Here is a 13,093-nt window from a genome sequence, read left to right as displayed (position 1 = left end):
AGCGTTATGTTTTAAGGAGTAGTCGTGGATCGAGCCATTCTTAGAATTGCATCAATGGTTTATTGCGCATCGTTAGCGGTCTACTTCTGGCTCGTTTTCAGCCCACAAAGCGACCTGCCTCAGGAGGTTCTGTGGTATATGCAATGGTGGTATTCACAGCCGAGCACGCAACTTCAGTCTTTATGGGCAAATGTAAGCACAGCCCTGCTAGCCATGGCCTTTATTTCAGCGATTTTTTTAGCGTTCTTGAAAAAGTGGGCGGGGTATGTCTTTTTGGGCAGTAATTTGATTGTTCTGGGCGCCCAGTGGCTCATGGCAGACTATGCACCACAGACAAGCCTGCTTGCCAGCATTGAAAATCTGACACTCATATCGGTAGGTTGTATTTTGGCCGTGTTTGTCTTATCGAGTCGCCTCGGCACGTTTAAAACATAACCAGGCCAGGCACGGCGACGCCTTTTTCGTTGCGGCTTCGCCTCCACTACAAAGCCGCGCGTGCTGAGCGGCGTTAGGCATCATTCATTATGAAGCAAGAAATCCTCACCTATCCGCTCAGCAAAGAGCAGTTCTGGGAAGAGCTTCGTCACTTCGTGGCGTATTTCCGGGATAAAGGCGTCAGCGAGTGTTCGGTTCTGTTCGGCTTTGCTTGGGGAAACGAATATTATCCTGGAAACGAGTGGGTCCCCGAGACTTTTCCCCTTGAAGATTTGGAGGCAAGAATTCAGGACTTGGAGCGCCGAGGGTTCGGCGAATTCGGACACAACGATGTCTTCGTCCAACTTGTGGATGTTGAGTTCCGCTTCTGCAACGACACAGATGTTCACATTGGCTTCGAAAAGCACCAACCAATGATCGAAGAGTTTTATGCTCGCTGGGAAGAGCTCGGCTATCACCCTGCCGAGTGGCTAAAGAATCAAGAGCATGGGCCGGGCCAATTGGTACGCGGCGGTAAGCAACATGCCTAACAAGGCGCTCGTTCGGACGCAAACTACGCTGCGCTTCGTTTGCGCCGCACAGCTTCAACGTTAAAGAAGGGAATATGTCTCAAGCAAAGAGCTCGTTCGAACATGGAATAAAAGACGCGGAAGAGCTCCTTGCTCATTTCGATGCGATCAACTGCAATCCGCCTCCAGCGAATGCTGAGGTATTAAAGCGAGCTGGTTTGGTGATGGCCCTGACAGCTTGGGAAACATACGTTGAAGACCGTATCACCGAGGCCATGGATAAACGCCTCAGTGTCGTTTCGGGTAGTTACGTTGGTGAGTTTATTCAGAAAAAACTCCAACAAGAGCTCAAGCAGTTTCACAACCCAACCTCAGATAAGACCAAAAAAATATTCCAGGACTATCTTGGGTTAGACGTGACATCAGCATGGTGTTGGGCAAACGTGACCCCGGAAAAGGCGCGAAAATCACTAAATCAGTGGATTTCCAAGCGGGGAGACGCCGTTCATCGCTCCAAGCCGATCAATAACGGATCACCCGCGGCTCATCTGATTAAGAAAGATGAATTGGAAAAGGTGATCAGATTTCTAAGGGAGTTGGTACGCGCAACGGATGAGTATCTTGAGCAAAATCTCTAACAATTCGCATCAGTACGCGGCCTTCGGCCGCCGGACGTCCCTGACGGGCCGCCGCTGTGCTCCGCGTTAGTGTGGAGATGATGGAATTTTCTGGCCATGGGCTTGTGTGTGAAATTGGCTTTTCCATGCCCGATGTTGAAGGCTGGATGCACACTACAGTTTCCCTAAAAGCGCCTTCCTTTGAGGGCGGCTTTTCCTGCACAATCGAGGTCGAGGAATGGAAAGGCTTCGTCCAGGTTTTGAGGAAGCTCGATAGCACTGCTGGAGAGAAGGCGGACGCTGTGTGGGTAAATATGGAAGAGAACATCGAGTTCTCGTTCTCAGCTAATCCTCGCGGAGCGCTGGAAATAAGCTACCGATTTAGTCCCGATTGTTTCAGTCTTGGTCCAACACTTTCCGGCACCTTTGAGGCGGATCAAACATTTTTAAGACGTTGGATTACGGAAGCGGAGGCAGTCCTCAGCCGTGATCACTAACAATACGCGTCACTCGGATGCCCTTGTCTCCGCTTCGCTACGCCAAGGCCACCGGTGCGCTCTGCGTTATGCAGCGCTCACTACGGACGCAGGGGCAGGCTAATGGATAATGAGATGCTGCCGCCATGGCTTCAGCACCCCGAGATACCCTTGGGGTCTATTGGCTGGCGAATGGGGGCCGGCGAAGACTACTGGTACCGATTCGTTGACTGGTATGGCAGGCTTAATGAAAGAGAAAGGGAGGAGTACCGGAGGCGCTACCCCAAACCAGAAAATTGGGTAGTGTTTTGGCCTTATGTTCCTGAAAAGCTAGAGGCCTATGCTGGAAAGGATGCATAACCAATGTTCAAGTTCGTTCCCGGCCTGGCGACCGTCCACCGGACGCCCTTTTCTCCGCTGCGCTCCAAAAAGGTCGCCGGTTACCATCTGTGTTATGTATAGGAAACGAGTTTGATCAAAAAGCTGTTCACAGAAAAGCTCTACGTGAAAATCTCGAAAAATCGTTTTGAGATCATAAAGGTCTCAGGTGATCTTGTTGTCGAGGTTGTTTCTTCACCGGAACCCTTCAGTACATCTCGACTTCTGATAGGGGAGTTCCAATTAGCAGAACGCCATTTGTCGAAAGGCATAAAGAAAGTTCTGCCAAAGCAATTTCTCAAAAAGAGCCCAGAAATACTGATGCACCCGCTTGAGATGACGGAGGGTGGATTGTCTGAAGTAGAGGCGAAAGTCCTGCGGGAAATCGCTCTTGGTACTGGGGCCCACAAAGTGGAAATATGGCTGGGGGAAGAGCTTACACCCCAACAAGCAGCCACAAAATTGGAAAATGCATAACCAGGCCAGTCACGGCGGCGTCTACTACATTGCGGCTGCGCCTACATTCCGTAACCGCGCGTGCTGAGCGGCGTTAGTAGTGAGACCATGAAGAAGTCAATTTGCTTACCTATGTTGCTTGTGTCGAGTTTTGCAGTGGCAGACAAAGACCATGAATGTGAAGTTCAAGGTACGGAGGCCGGAGGCACTCGAATAGTACTGAGCGACAATAAATTTGTGTCGAAAGGCAGCAAGAACATTTTCGATTATTCGAAACCGACAAAGTTTTGTCCTCGTGAGGGTTCTCCGAGCAACTGCAAGAAGAGTGGAAGCTGGTTCACCTTGAGAGAGTTTGTGAGGTTTAAGGCTTTGGGGAACGAGGTTATCTGTAGTTATTACCGTATTAGCCATAGCTTCAAGGAACCAACCGAGAATCAAGTTGTGAGTTATGACGAGATGTCAAAAAAAGAACAAATTGTTTACTTTGTTAAAAGTGGCAAAGACTACTAACAAGGCCAGGCACGCGACGTCTACTGTTTATGGGTAACTCGGATGTTATGCGTGAAAAGCTATGAGTATGTTGCAAGAGGTGCTAACAAAAGCGAAAAAAGGTCGGGCTCCCTGGGAGCCAATTCCAGAATCCGAGTGGCCGACAATCGCTGCTCAATGCAAAGCTCCTGAGATTTTGGAATTACATGATCGACTTAAGGAGTTAGAACAAGAGCTTGAACATACTCCAGGCTGGGATGGTGATACCCAGGATGATATCAATAACGCACACTACTTTTTTAGCAAGCTCATTGAGCTTTCAGGTAATTCATAGTTCAGCACATAACAAGTACAGGCAAGGGACGCTGACTCAGTGATTTGGATCGACCCCAGAGACAAGCCAGGACTTTTGCTCTCAATGATGAAGGAGTTTGCGAACCACTCGTATATCTCTTTTGAGGGGGCGCTAGCCAACTTAGAGTTTTATGATTGGCCAATCGCCTCGTATGTAGAAACGTCGACGCTCAAGCGCCAAACAGTTTCGCCAGAGCTTAATTTCGTCGTGATCCCATTAACCGATCAGACGCTTTCTGACATTTGGAAGGAGTTGTCGAAGAAGGATCACCTGGCAAGGGAGGGAATCATCCATGTCCAAATCGAGAGCGATGGGAAGTTAGTTTTTGGAGGATATGATAATTTTCATCGTGAATGCACGGTAGCCTACTCCGGTGTCTCAGCTGCATTTCTGGATGGGCTTAAAGGAAAGGGGGTGATCCGTGGCTACCAGAAAAAGAATGCATGGCTGGCATTAAATCAGTAGTGATACCGGAGCTGGGCGATAAGCAAAGCGTCATCCGTGACTTTGTAAACTATTCGGTGTTCTTCGTTGATCCGGCGAGACCAGTACCCGGCGAGGCTGTGTTTGAGGGGCTCTGGTTTGCCAACACCTTCGAACGGTTCTCGCTTGGTCTCTTTGATCAGCTTGTTGATTCGGTTAAGAATCTTTCTGTCGGTTTTTTGCCAGTACAGATAATCTTCCCAGGCGTTCTCGGAGAAGATGAGTTTCATTCAAGAAGTTCCTTTTCTTGACCACCGCCTTGCTCCAGCTCGGCAACGGATTCCAGCAAACGCCGTGCGTTTTTGGGTGCGCGCAGGAGGTATGCCGTTTCTTGCAGCGCCTCGTAGTCCTCCAGGGAGATCATTACCACTGACTGCGACTTGCTCCGGGTGATGATCACAGGGGAATGGTCTTCACAGACCTGTTCCATGGTTTTTGCTAAATTGGTTCTAGCGGCTGTGTAGCTAATGGCATCCATAAGGTTGCTCCTGTACAGGATGTTGATCATGGTCAGGATACCGTACGCCAAAGGATTTAACAATCGGCTGCACAGCGACCGGTTTTCCGCCGCTTCGCGGCTCTAAACCGGCGCTTGAGCCGGACGTTAAGTGTTGCTATGAGGATGTCGATGGAACCAAAGCTAGGCGGGTTCACGTTTGGAAGATGCGACAAGATGGCCGCAGAATGGATGCACAAGCATGGCCAAATATTTCTGCGTTATTCTATTGCGGCCGTTTTTATTTGGCTGGGTGCGCTCAAGCCTTTAGGGATCAGTCCAGTCAATGACCTGATTACGAACACAGTTTTCTGGCTTCCTTCGAGCATTTTTATCCCGTTTCTCGGTTACTGGGAAGTTCTAATTGGTGTCTGCTTGATTTTTCGACCACTGCTGAGGGTTGCATTGAGCCTTCTTTTTCTGCAGTTGTTCGGAACGGTATTGCCTCTGTTTTTGGTGCCGGAGGTGTGCTTCACGCAATTTCCTTACGGGCTCACCCTGGAGGGTCAGTACATCATGAAGAACTTTGTGCTTTTGAGTGCCGCAATTGTTGTAGGGGGAGGGCTAAGCAAGCAAAGTCCTCAGTATGCGGAGTGAGAGAAACACTTAACAAGTCGCAGCAGTTCGCGGCCGCCGGACGCCCTTTCCATGGCTCCTTTTCGTGGGTAGGACCAGCACAGGGAGAGTTCGGTGCAATTGTTTGAAACAGAGAGGTTGATTGGAAGGAAGTTATCCCATCAAGACGTTCCAGTGCTCACCGCAATTCTCAGTGATCCGGAAGTCATGAAGTTTTCCGTTCGGGGAGTTTGTGATGAAGAAGCTACCAAAAAATTTATAGATTGGTGCCTTGAGTGCTATGCCTCTCATGGAATCGGGCCGTGGGCATTGTGCGAGAAAGAGTCAGGTGATTTTATTGGCTTCTGTGGCGTTGGGCCGGAATTGGTTGGCGAGGCTGAAGAAGTCAATCTAGGTTATCGCTTGGCGCGCAGATTTTGGCATCAGGGGTTTGCGACAGAAGCTGTCAAAGGTGTTCTCCAATATGCCTTCGATCAAAAACACTGTGAGTCGGTAATTGTTATCATCGAGCCGGAGCATACAGCATCCGTTAAGGTGACGGAAAAGGCAGGGTTCGGAGACTACACACTCCAAGAATTTCATAACCGACCGGTGCGGGTGTATCGAATGACTTGCGAAGACTGGGCATTGCATAACAAATTGTTGTAGCGCGTTCCGGGCCTGGCGGCCCTACACCGGACGCCTACTACACTGCGCTCCGTAGTCGCCGCTAAATAAAAGCGTTAACACTCACAACGGATTTGGGTGATTCATTGCAAAGGAAGGCACTATGGAAAATATCTCCAACAAAAAGGTGTTTCTATGAAAAAGCTAGTCGCTTTCCTGTTTGCTTCAATGATGATCGTTGGCGTAGCCCATGCTCACTCTGGCGGAACTGATGAAAATGGCTGTCATGCGGGTTCAAAGCCTTACCACTGCCATTAATCAGTAGGTTGCTGCCCTGGGGAGACGCGTTCTCCTCGGTGCAGTGTTAACAAAGCGTACCGCTTTTGATTCCCTCTGCAGGCATTAGCTTATTCATGATTCAAGAATCGGAAATCGCACCAGGTGTGGCAGCCGGAGATCGGGTGGTCCTTTTTGATGGTGTATGCCGGCTGTGTTCGGTTTGGGCACGTTTTCTTATCAGGTTTGATAGGAAGCGCCAATTCAAGTTAGCAACCGCTCAGTCACCGGAAGGTAAGGCCATTCTGCAATGGCACGGTTTTCCAACCGATCACTACGAAACCATGTTTCTGGTTGAAGGGGTCAATATTTATACGAAATCGTCAGCATTCTTTAGAGTGATGCAGCGATTGCCGTGGCCTTGGCCAATCATGTGTATCGGCTGGGCAGTGCCTTCGATTATTCGGGATTGGCTTTACGATCGTGTCGCACTGAATCGTTACAGACTATTCGGTCGCTACGAGGCCTGCGTTATTCCGAATAAAGATCACAATTCAAGGTTCCTGGGTGAGTAGTACATTTTTAAGCTATGCAGTCTGCCGGTGCACTATCGCCTTTATTTGGTTCTATCATGGCTTGGTTCCCAAATTGCTCTATCTGCATGAAGATGAGCTGGCAATGAGTATGGCCACCGGTCTCTCAAGGGCCGGTGCAGAACAGTTGGCAATCATTGGTGGAGCGTTCGAGATCGGAATGTCCGTTGCTGTTCTGTTATTTTGGCGCCAACGTTGGCCTTTGCTTCTAACAGCAGTGGCAATGTTTGGATTGCTGGTGTTTGTAGCTATGTTCCAGCCTGTGCTGCTAGGTGCTGCATTCAATCCTGTGACAACCAACATTGCTGTGATGGCACTCTCAGTCGTCGGTTTGCACCTTCAGCGCCTGGTGGTGAGTCATAATGTCTAGCCGGGCGTTACGCATAGGGAGTAAATGCATGGTCTTCGAGCTACCTGCACCGGAATTGCAAGACTCCGAGTCATTGGTTGGTTGTATTGAGGCTCGACGCAGCACAAGGGAGTACACAAAGACAGCGCTACCTATAAGTGTTTTGTCCCAATTGCTTTGGTCGGCCCAAGGAGTAACAGGTCCTGACCAAAAAAGAGCAACACCATCGGCGGGTGGTCTTTATCCGTTGCATCTACAAATTGTGGTGCAGCATGTATCGGACCTTGAGCCCGGCACCTATGAGTATATGGCTGACAGCCATTCGCTGAAGCTTGTCGGTGACCGTATTCCGGAAGAAGCCATGCACGAGCTAGGTATTGGTGATCAGCCATGGTTGAAGGAGGCGGCTATCGTCATCGGAGTTACAGCGAAACTCGGAGACGCGGTTAGGCACTTTGAACGTCAGCCACCCCAGGGAGAGCGCGGTGCTCGCTATGTTTATATGGAAACCGGTGCTTTAGCACAAAATGTCCATCTCCAGAGTACTGCTCTCGGAATTGGTTGTGTTCTCGTGGCAGGGTTCGAGGATTCAAGGGTGAAGGAAGCATTGAGTTTGCCTTCAGACTTGGAACCTACGGCATTGCTGTGCATCGGGCAGCGGCGGGATGTCTAACAGTGCATAACAATACATACGCGTCACACAGGTGGCCTTTACGCCGCTTCGCTCTGCGTTAAATTTCTGATCGGAGTAAATTACAAGCCATCGGGCTCTACGGTACATGGTTATAGGACATAAAGCGCCCCCCCCCCCTGCGCAACTTCCGGCCAGCAAGCTCCATTATTGCGAAGAAAGACGGCGCCAGATCTCAGGCGTGATATCTGCGCCAGCCATAATAATAGACTTGGCCAAATCCTTATCGCGATACAATGTGGCGATTTCAAGAGGCGTCCGGCCAAAATGATTTGGGGTATTGGTGTCGGCACCTGCTTCAAGTAATACCTCGGTTACTCTCCGATGCTTTTCTACAATTGAGAATAACAAAGGGGTCATCCCATTTACGTCTCTGGCGTTGATATCCGCTCCCGCGTCAATTATCAACTGAGCAACCTTGGCATCAGCTTCTTCATAAGTCTCGCAACATCCTTCCCCTCCGAGCACATCCATCAGGGCGACTGTGTGGAGGGCTGTCCGGCCGGATACGTTTCTTGCGTCGAGGTTGGCTCCTGCTTTAATGAGTGCTTCAGCCATCATTAATCTGGAGGAAGTATGTTGCGAAACAATCTGCATAAGAGGCGTCATGCCGCGTTCGGAAGGGATGTCCGGGTCAGCCCCTGCATCTAGAAGCACTTCGAAAATTTCGGGGCGATCGAACAATATTGCGTAATACAGAGGAGTGTCTTCAGATTCGGTTGCGGCATTAATGTCGGCGCCCGCTTTAATGAGTAAGAGAGCAATCTTTGCATCATTAGACTGATCCCCCCAGTCGTCTGCGGTAAAGTGCAAAGGCGTAAGCCCGCGATCGTCCAACGCTCCAAGATTGGCTCCTGCTGAAATCAGAATGTCACTTGCTCTTGCGTTGCCTACATGGATAGCGCTGAAAAGCGGGGGCCTTTCATCCGGACCCGCAATCTCAGTATCTGCACCGAAGTCCAAAAGCACAGAGATATAGTCTTCCTTCCCCTTAAGGCGACATAGGTGCCCCAGCAAGGTTTCCCCATCCCATAAAATGGCATCGATGTAAAAAGAAGCTTCCTCTAACTCCGCTCTGAACTTGGCAACCGTCAGGATGTTGTATTCAATAAGGTTTCGAAGGACTCTCGCTTTAAGTGCACTTTCATCAGCCAGCGCTTCAGCCCACTGCCGCACTTCACTGCCCTCGGACATCTTCAGGCCGACGGAGACCGCCGAATCGCCGTTTTCATTAGACTTGAATGGATTGGCGCCCAGCCTGACCAGTTCTTGCGCTTTCGTCAGATTCTCTTCAGAGATGGCTCCAAGGAGCTCAGGCTGGGACGCCAGTGAAGAAGAGTTGATAATTAAACCAATGAATAAAGTTAAAAAATAGCGCACTTAATCAATCCTTTGACTAAAACTGTTCGCGATAGAATAGCCGAAATGGATATACCCTTGGTACACGGCTTTTGAGACACTATGGCCACCATTGGTCAGGGAGGAACCAAATGCCGTTTCTGGTGCCGATAATAAAGCTTCTGTTGTATTCTACCCTTCTAGTTACAGGCCTTCCCTTACAGGCGCAAGCCGACGCTGAAAAATCTGAAACGATGCTCCGGGAAGGACTTGCCTGGCATGAACGCGGTTTCCCTTCAAAAGCTTTCCCGAAATTGGAGAAAGCAGCAGATCTGGGTTATACCGAGGCCTTCTACTATGCGGGGAGATTCATCCAAAGGCGCGGCGAGCTAAATAGGGAGGCCGAGGCATTCTACCAGCAGGCAGCCGATCGCGGTCGTATATACGCCCTTTTGCGATTAGCGCAAAAAGATTACGACTGCAGCGGGCTCTGGAGCTGCTGGATGGATCAGGATGAATGGCTTGATAAAGCTTTGGATCTGGTATTACCACGAGCCGAGTCTGGCAACCCCGAGGCCATGAAAGCGGTTCATTCCATCTATCGGGCGCAAAATAATTCAGGTGATGAGTGGGAATGGATCCAGCGCGCTGCGGAGGCCGGTCACGCTTACTCTCAATATCGGCTTGCTTACTTGATTGATGGTCAGGAGAAGGGTTTTTACTGGACGAAAGCCGGTCGACAAGAGGACGCCAGGAAATGGCTCCAAAAAGCAGCGAAAAATGGTTATCCAAAGGCCATGTCGAAACTCGCTATTAAGCTTAGGGAGCAGGGAGAATTGGAAGAGGCTCGCTACTGGGTCGAAGCCATGGCTCAAACCGATTATTACGATGCCGTGCTTGAAGCGGGTGCCCAAATTATGATGGGGCCCGATATCGCAGAGGTGTACTCGCCCACGATCTCATATCACTTTGAAGCGCCACGTCCGATCGAAGGAGCAGCCTTGCTACTGGCGCTCCATAGAAACACAGGGCGACCAGCGACACTCGATGCGATCAAAGCTTACGAAGACTACCTGACGCCAGAGATGCTTGCCGAAGCTCTCGAACGCTCCGAGGAATTACTGACAGATACGGCAATATTCTTTTAAAGGCTCCAGTTCGGACCGGCCACCGGAGACCTCTGTCGGGGTAAGCCCACTGAGGCTCATATTTGTTAGCTGAAACAGAGAAAGTAATCTTTGGCTATGGCAACCTCAGCGTCCGATTTACTTCAGGGACAGAAAATATATATGTCAGGAACAGACTTTGGCGATGAAAGCCCAAAAATCATTTCAGTAAGCAAACCGGGCCCGAGCCGAGGCTATCGAGTGATATTTAAAAAAAGCATTCCGATACCCGGCCTGAAACCAAAATCCCGCAAAGAGCAGGGGTATCCGGGAGTTGACCGATGGACGCGCAGTGCGCAGGCAACAGGGGCAAAGCCACAGTATCTTCTAGGGCTGTTTTTTCTGCTGTTGCCACTGATCGTCTACGCCGTGACGCTGGGCAATTTTTTTCATCCGTATTTGTTATGTGGCCCGCTTTTCGGGATTTTTATGCTCTCCTCTCGACTGAACACAAGCCGGAAGCTTTTCAAAAACGGAGCTACGCTGCTAAAACTCGGTGCTCATCCTGAGGTTGGTGGGGAGGCTTCGGGGATCATACGTTTTTTGAAGCCTATGCGAGGGTGCCAGTCGGTGGAGATCAAGCTGGTTTGTTATGAGGAAGACGCAATAGCGAGTAATGATTATTCGTCGCGGGATGCCGAATATTGGAGCGTAAAACAGGAGATCCGGGTGCAACCCGAAGGCAGGGAAAGCATTGTAAGATTCAGTTTTGATGTGCCCGCCGGGCTGCCCGTTAATGACCCGCTATGTTATTACTGGCTTCTGGAGTTGCGGGGTAAGTCTAGTAGAAAAAGCATGTTCCGCAGCTGGCGCATGCCAGTCGATACCACCATTAGCGGCAGCTCCGCATCCATTTCGTAACCGCGTGTGCTGAGCGGCGTTACACAATGCAGGAGGCATAGTGATAGTCATCTATGGAATCAAGGAATATCTTAATCCGGTCAAGGCCCAGCTTTCTGAGGTCATTCATGGATGTATGCGGTCAGTTCTGGGCATGCCAGAAGACAAACGGGCTCATCGTTTCATCCCAATGGACGCCGAGGATTTTTATTATCCAGGTGGCAGAACGCCCGCCTACACGGTCATTGAGATCAACATGATGCAGGGTCGTACTCCGGAGACCCAAAAGGCTCTGATAAAGGAGCTATTTAGTAGGATTGAGTCGGAGGTTGGTATTTCACCCGTGGACGTCGAGGTGACGATAAAGGAACAACCAGCTCACTGCTGGGGATTTCGTGGCATGACTGGAGACGAAGCGCGTGACCTCAAGTACTCAGTCAATGTGTAACAAGTGCTCTCAGGGGACGCCCCCGGCGCGGATGTGCCTCTCCTTCCGCGCCCCTCTCCCCGCCTTCCCACATTACGTAAAGTTAAGGTATGATCTTTTCGTGCCATCAAATTCAGAACGCCTTTCTCCATAACCCTGAATCCGTTAAGGAATGCTGTAAAAAGGGAACTTTATGAAGCGCTTTTTGCTTATCGTCGTGGTCGCTGTTGCGGTCGGTTTCGCCTTCGTTCAATACAAAGTCACCAGCTCTGTCTCTGATGGGCTCGAAAGCATCAAGCGGACCATCGCGCCATTCGTCCGGATGGAATACGGCGATGTTTCCACCACCTGGTCTGGCAATATTGAGGTGACGGACCTTCGCTTCGTTTCGTTGAGGAATAACGAGGAGATTGTCGCCGACAAGATTGGGTTGAACACCGGCAATCTCTGGGTATTGATGAACCTGCAAGACAAACTGCGTGAGAACAAAATTCCGGACCGCCTCGAGTTTTCGATAGAAGGCCTGGTAGCGGATATGGAGTTCATGACCAACCTGCAAAACACCGCGGTTACCGATAGCCTCTACACCAAACTGGAAACGGCGGGATGCAATGGGCGTTCAAGGTTTAGTCGGCGTGATATCAGCGCCATGGGCTTTGATCGCCTGGTGCTGGATATGACCATGGGCTACCAACTGTCTGAAGGGGGCACGCGGATACGCTTTACCAACCGGATGCTGTTCCGCGATCTGATGGCCGTCAGCCTCGACATGGTATTGGACCGTTCGAATTCCATTAACGAGGCTGGCTTGTCTGCCGAAACCGCCAGCTCAATGTCATTATCCTCCGCCAGTATTGGTATTGAGGATCACGGTCAGCTCGGTCACATGCTCGAGCTGTGTGCCGGGGAGACCGGCATGACCACCGCCGAGTATCAAAAACATCACATGGACGCCTGGGTTGCCCAGTGGCAGAAGATGGGTCTGAAGCCGAGCGAAAGTTTCGTCGAGGTATACCGCGACTACATCGGCAATCCGGGCAGTAAGCTGGTCTTTGAAATGGAGCCCTTTCCCGCCCTGGATCTTGGCGACAATTATCTCAGCCCCGACCCGGTGTACCTGAGCGGCCGCCTGAACCCGAAAATGGGCACGGAAAGAACGGGGATGCAGCCTGTCAGCATCGCTTTGGCCGAGCAGGACATTGCCGCGAGCGATGCAGAGCAACCTGAATCGCCCACCACCGACAAGAAAAGCACCGCGCCTGCCGACTCTGTAAGCAGCAGAAACCCGGAGTCGCCAGCGGATCTGAAGCAGTACCTCCAGCGGGATGTTTCCATCACCCTGAAAAGTGGTCAGCGAATGGAGGGCGTTATCCTGAGGATTGACGGAGACGCTGTAAAACTTCGACGGCATATACACGGAGGCTCAATGGTTGTACCGGTGCAAGTCCGTGACATTCAGACCGTTTCGCGTCTTTAGTTGATGTACGTGCGGAAATAACGGGTAACCGGACATCATAACCCTTACTAAGTTTCGCCT

21 protein-coding genes are annotated in these 13,093 nt (G+C 50.5%); 18 read left to right on the top strand and 3 right to left on the bottom strand.

Annotated features, from left to right (window positions below):
* The first annotated feature begins 24 nt into the window (after window positions 1-24).
* The 8 genes from ACQUWM_RS14415 to ACQUWM_RS14380 all read left to right on the top strand — a co-directional run bounded on the left by ACQUWM_RS14415 (window position 25) and on the right by ACQUWM_RS14380 (window position 4,180).
* Window positions 25-435, top strand: coding sequence for a hypothetical protein (locus ACQUWM_RS14415; RefSeq protein ID WP_428922626.1), 411 nt, complete (start codon window positions 25-27; stop codon window positions 433-435).
* Between the two features lie 89 nt (window positions 436-524).
* Window positions 525-965 carry a hypothetical protein gene (locus ACQUWM_RS14410; RefSeq protein WP_428922625.1) on the top strand — a complete coding sequence of 147 codons (441 nt, stop codon included), beginning with the start codon at window positions 525-527 and terminating at the stop codon, window positions 963-965.
* 74 nt (window positions 966-1,039) lie between these two features.
* Window positions 1,040-1,582, top strand: coding sequence for a HEPN domain-containing protein (locus ACQUWM_RS14405; protein WP_428922624.1), 543 nt, complete (start codon window positions 1,040-1,042; stop codon window positions 1,580-1,582).
* A 77-nt stretch (window positions 1,583-1,659) separates the two neighbouring features.
* Entirely contained in the window at window positions 1,660-2,058 is a 399-nt protein-coding gene (locus tag ACQUWM_RS14400; RefSeq protein WP_428922623.1) for a WapI family immunity protein, read from the top strand.
* Window positions 2,059-2,160: 102 nt separating this feature from the next.
* Window positions 2,161-2,397 carry a hypothetical protein gene (locus ACQUWM_RS14395; RefSeq protein WP_406985814.1) on the top strand — a complete coding sequence of 79 codons (237 nt, stop codon included), beginning with the start codon at window positions 2,161-2,163 and terminating at the stop codon, window positions 2,395-2,397.
* 111 nt (window positions 2,398-2,508) lie between these two features.
* Complete coding sequence (locus ACQUWM_RS14390; protein WP_428922622.1) at window positions 2,509-2,892, top strand: hypothetical protein; 384 nt, start codon at window positions 2,509-2,511, stop codon at window positions 2,890-2,892.
* A gap of 550 nt (window positions 2,893-3,442) precedes the next feature.
* A complete protein-coding gene (locus ACQUWM_RS14385) occupies window positions 3,443-3,694 on the top strand; it encodes a hypothetical protein (RefSeq protein WP_406985812.1) in 252 nt (83 codons plus the stop codon).
* An 84-nt stretch (window positions 3,695-3,778) separates the two neighbouring features.
* Window positions 3,779-4,180: a hypothetical protein gene (locus tag ACQUWM_RS14380; protein ID WP_406985811.1), complete on the top strand. Its 402-nt coding sequence runs from the start codon at window positions 3,779-3,781 to the stop codon at window positions 4,178-4,180.
* Here the strand turns inward: ACQUWM_RS14380 and ACQUWM_RS14375 are convergent.
* Together ACQUWM_RS14375 and ACQUWM_RS14370 are read right to left on the bottom strand one after the other, a co-directional pair.
* A complete protein-coding gene (locus ACQUWM_RS14375; protein WP_428922621.1) occupies window positions 4,174-4,428 on the bottom strand; it encodes a Txe/YoeB family addiction module toxin in 255 nt (84 codons plus the stop codon). The genes ACQUWM_RS14380 and ACQUWM_RS14375 overlap by 7 nt on opposite strands.
* The gene (locus ACQUWM_RS14370) at window positions 4,425-4,676 is read right to left on the bottom strand and encodes a type II toxin-antitoxin system Phd/YefM family antitoxin (protein WP_012137510.1); all 252 of its coding nucleotides are present in this window, start codon (window positions 4,674-4,676) and stop codon (window positions 4,425-4,427) included. The genes ACQUWM_RS14375 and ACQUWM_RS14370 overlap by 4 nt, the downstream gene beginning before the upstream one ends.
* A gap of 150 nt (window positions 4,677-4,826) precedes the next feature.
* On the opposite strand from ACQUWM_RS14370, the gene ACQUWM_RS14365 reads away from it, so the two are divergent.
* The 6 genes from ACQUWM_RS14365 to ACQUWM_RS14340 all read left to right on the top strand — a co-directional run bounded on the left by ACQUWM_RS14365 (window position 4,827) and on the right by ACQUWM_RS14340 (window position 7,767).
* Window positions 4,827-5,291 carry a hypothetical protein gene (locus ACQUWM_RS14365; RefSeq protein WP_407001572.1) on the top strand — a complete coding sequence of 155 codons (465 nt, stop codon included), beginning with the start codon at window positions 4,827-4,829 and terminating at the stop codon, window positions 5,289-5,291.
* A 93-nt stretch (window positions 5,292-5,384) separates the two neighbouring features.
* Window positions 5,385-5,918: a GNAT family N-acetyltransferase gene (locus ACQUWM_RS14360; RefSeq protein ID WP_407001571.1), complete on the top strand. Its 534-nt coding sequence runs from the start codon at window positions 5,385-5,387 to the stop codon at window positions 5,916-5,918.
* A gap of 153 nt (window positions 5,919-6,071) precedes the next feature.
* On the top strand, window positions 6,072-6,194 hold the full coding sequence (locus ACQUWM_RS14355) for a YHYH domain-containing protein (RefSeq protein ID WP_406985808.1): 123 nt from the start codon (window positions 6,072-6,074) through the stop codon (window positions 6,192-6,194).
* Window positions 6,195-6,289: 95 nt separating this feature from the next.
* Window positions 6,290-6,727, top strand: coding sequence for a thiol-disulfide oxidoreductase DCC family protein (locus tag ACQUWM_RS14350; RefSeq protein ID WP_428922620.1), 438 nt, complete (start codon window positions 6,290-6,292; stop codon window positions 6,725-6,727).
* Window positions 6,720-7,115 carry a DoxX-like family protein gene (locus ACQUWM_RS14345; RefSeq protein ID WP_428922619.1) on the top strand — a complete coding sequence of 132 codons (396 nt, stop codon included), beginning with the start codon at window positions 6,720-6,722 and terminating at the stop codon, window positions 7,113-7,115. Before ACQUWM_RS14350 ends, ACQUWM_RS14345 begins: the two co-directional genes overlap by 8 nt.
* A 28-nt stretch (window positions 7,116-7,143) precedes the next feature.
* Window positions 7,144-7,767: a SagB/ThcOx family dehydrogenase gene (locus ACQUWM_RS14340; protein ID WP_407001568.1), complete on the top strand. Its 624-nt coding sequence runs from the start codon at window positions 7,144-7,146 to the stop codon at window positions 7,765-7,767.
* A 165-nt stretch (window positions 7,768-7,932) separates the two neighbouring features.
* On the opposite strand, the gene ACQUWM_RS14335 is transcribed toward ACQUWM_RS14340, so the two are convergent.
* Window positions 7,933-9,165 carry an ankyrin repeat domain-containing protein gene (locus tag ACQUWM_RS14335; protein WP_428922618.1) on the bottom strand — a complete coding sequence of 411 codons (1,233 nt, stop codon included), beginning with the start codon at window positions 9,163-9,165 and terminating at the stop codon, window positions 7,933-7,935.
* Between the two features lie 110 nt (window positions 9,166-9,275).
* On the opposite strand from ACQUWM_RS14335, the gene ACQUWM_RS14330 reads away from it, so the two are divergent.
* The 4 genes from ACQUWM_RS14330 to ACQUWM_RS14315 all read left to right on the top strand — a co-directional run bounded on the left by ACQUWM_RS14330 (window position 9,276) and on the right by ACQUWM_RS14315 (window position 13,033).
* Entirely contained in the window at window positions 9,276-10,271 is a 996-nt protein-coding gene (locus ACQUWM_RS14330) for a tetratricopeptide repeat protein (protein ID WP_428922617.1), read from the top strand.
* Between the two features lie 141 nt (window positions 10,272-10,412).
* On the top strand, window positions 10,413-11,150 hold the full coding sequence (locus ACQUWM_RS14325; protein ID WP_428922616.1) for a hypothetical protein: 738 nt from the start codon (window positions 10,413-10,415) through the stop codon (window positions 11,148-11,150).
* Between the two features lie 40 nt (window positions 11,151-11,190).
* A complete protein-coding gene (locus ACQUWM_RS14320; RefSeq protein ID WP_406985801.1) occupies window positions 11,191-11,577 on the top strand; it encodes a tautomerase family protein in 387 nt (128 codons plus the stop codon).
* 172 nt (window positions 11,578-11,749) lie between these two features.
* Window positions 11,750-13,033: a hypothetical protein gene (locus ACQUWM_RS14315; RefSeq protein WP_428922615.1), complete on the top strand. Its 1,284-nt coding sequence runs from the start codon at window positions 11,750-11,752 to the stop codon at window positions 13,031-13,033.
* The last annotated feature ends 60 nt before the right edge of the window (window positions 13,034-13,093 follow it).

Source organism: Marinobacter sp. DUT-3 (assembly GCF_050379435.1).
In the GTDB taxonomy this organism is placed as follows: domain Bacteria; phylum Pseudomonadota; class Gammaproteobacteria; order Pseudomonadales; family Oleiphilaceae; genus Marinobacter.
Note: the sequence above shows the minus strand (reverse complement) of the source record. Positions and strands in the feature narration are given on the sequence as shown.

What these genes read in the sequence shown, in the direction of transcription:
- ACQUWM_RS14325 (WP_428922616.1), top strand. Translation starts at nt 10,413, where the DNA reads ATGTCAGGAACAGACTTTGGCGATGAAAGCCCAAAAATCATTTCAGTA.
- ACQUWM_RS14340 (WP_407001568.1), top strand. Translation starts at nt 7,144, where the DNA reads ATGGTCTTCGAGCTACCTGCACCGGAATTGCAAGACTCCGAGTCATTG.
- ACQUWM_RS14350 (WP_428922620.1), top strand. Translation starts at nt 6,290, where the DNA reads ATGATTCAAGAATCGGAAATCGCACCAGGTGTGGCAGCCGGAGATCGG.
- ACQUWM_RS14385 (WP_406985812.1), top strand. Translation starts at nt 3,443, where the DNA reads ATGAGTATGTTGCAAGAGGTGCTAACAAAAGCGAAAAAAGGTCGGGCT.
- ACQUWM_RS14410 (WP_428922625.1), top strand. Translation starts at nt 525, where the DNA reads ATGAAGCAAGAAATCCTCACCTATCCGCTCAGCAAAGAGCAGTTCTGG.
- ACQUWM_RS14370 (WP_012137510.1), bottom strand. Translation starts at nt 4,676, where the DNA reads ATGGATGCCATTAGCTACACAGCCGCTAGAACCAATTTAGCAAAAACC.
- ACQUWM_RS14330 (WP_428922617.1), top strand. Translation starts at nt 9,276, where the DNA reads ATGCCGTTTCTGGTGCCGATAATAAAGCTTCTGTTGTATTCTACCCTT.
- ACQUWM_RS14355 (WP_406985808.1), top strand. Translation starts at nt 6,072, where the DNA reads ATGAAAAAGCTAGTCGCTTTCCTGTTTGCTTCAATGATGATCGTTGGC.
- ACQUWM_RS14400 (WP_428922623.1), top strand. Translation starts at nt 1,660, where the DNA reads ATGATGGAATTTTCTGGCCATGGGCTTGTGTGTGAAATTGGCTTTTCC.
- ACQUWM_RS14375 (WP_428922621.1), bottom strand. Translation starts at nt 4,428, where the DNA reads ATGAAACTCATCTTCTCCGAGAACGCCTGGGAAGATTATCTGTACTGG.
- ACQUWM_RS14395 (WP_406985814.1), top strand. Translation starts at nt 2,161, where the DNA reads ATGGATAATGAGATGCTGCCGCCATGGCTTCAGCACCCCGAGATACCC.
- ACQUWM_RS14365 (WP_407001572.1), top strand. Translation starts at nt 4,827, where the DNA reads ATGGAACCAAAGCTAGGCGGGTTCACGTTTGGAAGATGCGACAAGATG.
- ACQUWM_RS14315 (WP_428922615.1), top strand. Translation starts at nt 11,750, where the DNA reads ATGAAGCGCTTTTTGCTTATCGTCGTGGTCGCTGTTGCGGTCGGTTTC.
- ACQUWM_RS14380 (WP_406985811.1), top strand. Translation starts at nt 3,779, where the DNA reads ATGATGAAGGAGTTTGCGAACCACTCGTATATCTCTTTTGAGGGGGCG.
- ACQUWM_RS14405 (WP_428922624.1), top strand. Translation starts at nt 1,040, where the DNA reads ATGTCTCAAGCAAAGAGCTCGTTCGAACATGGAATAAAAGACGCGGAA.